The organism is Allobosea sp. CER48, from assembly GCF_044752385.1.
Lineage (GTDB): Bacteria > Pseudomonadota > Alphaproteobacteria > Rhizobiales > Beijerinckiaceae > Allobosea.
Map to the genome: position 1 here is coordinate 1 of NZ_JBIWYK010000367.1, position 3335 is coordinate 3335.

The 3335-nt window shown below is 67.8% G+C and carries 3 protein-coding genes; all 3 read right to left on the reverse strand.

Annotated elements, in window-relative coordinates; genetic code table 11:
• Positions 1 to 273, reverse strand: a 273-nt coding sequence (locus tag ACIPIA_RS12885; protein WP_400510125.1) for a DUF1902 domain-containing protein, incomplete at its 3' end; no start/stop codon positions are given.
• A gap of 2 nt (positions 274 to 275) precedes the next feature.
• Positions 276 to 1865 (reverse strand): phosphoglycerate dehydrogenase, encoded by a 1590-nt coding sequence (gene serA / locus ACIPIA_RS12890; protein WP_400510127.1) that lies wholly within the window; start codon positions 1863 to 1865, stop codon positions 276 to 278.
• Positions 1866 to 2030: 165 nt separating this feature from the next.
• Positions 2031 to 3209, reverse strand: coding sequence for a phosphoserine transaminase (locus ACIPIA_RS12895; RefSeq protein ID WP_400510129.1), 1179 nt, complete (start codon positions 3207 to 3209; stop codon positions 2031 to 2033).
• Positions 3210 to 3335: the final 126 nt, after the last annotated feature.

A 3335-nucleotide genomic window follows, 5' to 3' on the forward strand; every position in this document is an offset into this window, starting at 1 on the left:
CGCCGACTTCGCGGTTTCGATGGGCTGAGCGGGAGCCTCCTCCTCGCAGAGCGACAGCTCGACCGGGCAGCCCTCGATGCCGAAGCATTCCGGCAGGAGCTGCTTCAGCCGCTCGCGCAGCGCGTCGAGCGTTTCGGCCTCGGTCACGATGCCGAGCTCGCCCGTATCCATGGCGTACCAGAGGCCCGCCGCCTCGTCGCGGCGGACCTCGAAATGGATGGGCTCCGCCGCCCCGGCAGGCGCGGCGACGAGAGCCTTCAGCGGGTTGAGCACGATCAGAACCGCAGGCGCCGGGCGCGCTTGACCATCGGGATCTCGTGGATCTTGTCGAGCAGCGCGTCCGAGATCGGCTCGTCGATCGAGACGTAGCAGATCGCGTCGCCGCCCGGCTTGTCGCGGCCGAGCGCGAAGGTCGCGACATTGACGCCGGCGGCGCCGAGCAGCGAGCCGAACTGGCCGATGAAGCCCGGCTTGTCGGCGTTGCGGACATAGAGCATGTGCGGCGCGAACTCGGCGTCGACGGCGATGTCGCGGATCTCGACGATGCGTGGCTTGCCGTCCTGGAACACCGTGCCGGAGGCGTGGCGCGGCATGTCCTCGGCCTCGACGACGATGCGGATGACGCTTTCGAGATTGCCGGCGACCTCGCGGGTCAGCTCCTCGACGACGATGCCCTTCTCCTTCGCGATCATGGCCGCGTTGACCATGTTGATCTCGGGGAGGAAGGGCCGCAGCACGCCGGTGATCGCGGCGGCCGAGATCGCCTTGAGGTTGAGGCTCGCGACCGCGCCCTCATACTCGATGCGGATGCCCTTGACCGCGGCCTCGGTGAGCTGGCCGAGGAAGGAGCCAAGCTTCTCGGCGAGATCGACGAAGGGCTTGATGCGCGGGGCTTCCTCGGCCGAGATCGACGGGAAGTTGACCGCGTTGGTGATCGCGCCCTTCAGCAGGTAGTCGCTCATCTGCTCGGCGACCTGCAGGGCGACATTCTCCTGCGCCTCGTTGGTCGAGGCGCCGAGATGCGGCGTGCAGACCACGTTGTCCAATCCGAACAGGGGGTTGGATTCCGCCGGCTCCTGCGAGAACACGTCGAAGGCCGCGCCGGCGACATGGCCGGACTTGATCAGGTCGGCCAGCGCCTGCTCGTCGACGAGGCCGCCGCGGGCGCAGTTGATGATGCGCACGCCCTTCTTCGTCTTCGCCAGCGCCTCGGCCGAGAGGATGTTCTTCGTCTTCTCGGTCATCGGCACGTGCAACGTGATGAAGTCGGCGCGCTTCAGGAGCTCGTCGAGCTCGACCTTCTCGACGCCCAGCGCCACCGCACGTTCCGGCGAGAGATAGGGGTCATAGGCGATGACGCGCATCTTCAGGCCGATGGCGCGCTCGGCGACGATCGAGCCGATATTGCCGGCGCCGATCAGGCCCAGCGTCTTGGCGGTGATCTCGACGCCCATGAAGCGGTTCTTCTCCCACTTCCCGGCCTGGGTGGAGAGGTCCGCCGAGGGGATCTGGCGGGCGAGCGCGAACATCATGGCGATGGCGTGCTCGGCGGTGGTGATCGAGTTGCCGAACGGCGTGTTCATCACGATCACGCCGCGCGCGGTGGCGGCGGGGATCTCGACATTGTCGACGCCGATGCCCGCGCGGCCGATGACCTTCAGGTTCTTGGCCTGCTCCAGCAGCTTGGCGGTCGCCTTGGTGGCGGAGCGGATGGCGAGGCCGTCATACGCGCCGATGATCGCGGCGAGCTTGTCCTTGTCCTTGCCGAGGTTCGGATCGAAGGTCACGTCGATGCCGCGATCCTTGAAGATCTGCACGGCGGCGGGGGAGAGGGCGTCGGAAATCAGGACTTTCGGTGCGGGCATGGGAGGCTCCGGCTGGCGCCGCGCTGCACGGGGAGCGGTCTGGCGCGTGAATGGGGAGAGAGCGTCATGGCCGGGCTTGACCCGGCCATCTCGGGACGCGGAGGCGCAGGGTGGCGCCTCATCTTGAAAGTGATGGTCGGGTCAAGCCCGACCCTGACGGCTTGATCAGGCCGCCTTCTTGCCGAGCCCGGCCTTGGCCTCGGCGAAGGCGTAGGTGATCCAGGGCAGCAGCGCCTTCACGTCGCGCGACTGGACGGTGGCGCCGCACCAGATGCGCAGGCCGGGAGGGGCGTCGCGGTAATGGCCGAGATCGTAGCCGGCGCCGGCCTTCTCGATGATCGAGACGACCTGCTTGGCGAAGGCCGCCTGCGCGTCCGCCGGCAGGGCCGTCACGGCCGGGTCGGTGAACTTCAGGCACACGCTCGTGTTGGAGCGCGTCTTCGGCTTCACGGCCAGGAAGTCGATCCAGTCGTTCTCGCGCACGAACTTGGCGAGGACGCGGGCATTGCCGTCGGCGCGCTTCACCAGGCCGTCGAGCCCGCCGACCTTCTGCGCCCATTCCAGCGCGTCGATATAGTCCTCGACCGCGAGCATGGAGGGGGTGTTGATGGTCTCGCCGGTGAAGATGCCCTCGATCAGCTTGCCGCCCGAGGTCATGCGGAAGATCTTCGGCAGCGGCCAGGCCGGCTTGTAGCTTTCGAGCCGGGCGACGGCGCGCGGCGAGAGCACGATCATGCCATGCGCGGCCTCGCCGCCGAGCACCTTCTGCCAGGAGAAGGTCACGACATCGAGCTTCGGCCAGTCGAGGCGCTGGGCGAAGGCGGCGGAGGTGGCGTCGCAGATGGTCAGCCCCTCGCGGTCATCCGCGATCCAGCTGGCGTCGACGACGCGCACGCCCGAGGTGGTGCCGTTCCAGGTGAAGACGACGTCCCGGTTCTTCGTGTCGACCTTCTTGAGGTTCGGCAATTCGCCATAGGGGGCGTCGAAGGTGCGGACGTCGGGGAGCTTGAGCTGCTTGACGACATCGGTGACCCAGCCGGCGCCGAAGCTCTCCCAGCTGACCATGTCGACGCCGCGGACGCCGAGCAGGGACCAGAGCGCCATCTCGACGGCGCCGGTATCGGAGGCCGGCACGATGCCGATGCGGTAATCGGCGGGGACCTGCAGCACCTCGCGCGTCAGGTCGATCGCGCGCTTGAGCTTGTCCTTGCCGATCTTGGCGCGATGCGAGCGGCCGAGCGGGGCGTCGGAGAGGTTCTTGAGGGCCCAGCCGGGGCGCTTGGCGCAGGGGCCGGACGAGAAATTAGGCACGCGCGGACGCACGGCCGGAGCAGTATTCGCCATCGATGTCTCCATCCTTACAGATGGGCGCGCCCCGTTGGGGGGGCGTGTCCCGTCGATGGGGGTAGAGCCGCTGGGGGTATGGAGTCAACCTCGATCGCGCTTCTTGAGTGGTAGATTGCAAAGGGC

Excerpts from the sequence above, each read along its gene's own strand:
- serA (WP_400510127.1), bottom strand. The coding sequence starts at position 1,865 with ATGCCCGCACCGAAAGTCCTGATTTCCGACGCCCTCTCCCCCGCCGCC.
- ACIPIA_RS12895 (WP_400510129.1), bottom strand. The coding sequence starts at position 3,209 with ATGGCGAATACTGCTCCGGCCGTGCGTCCGCGCGTGCCTAATTTCTCG.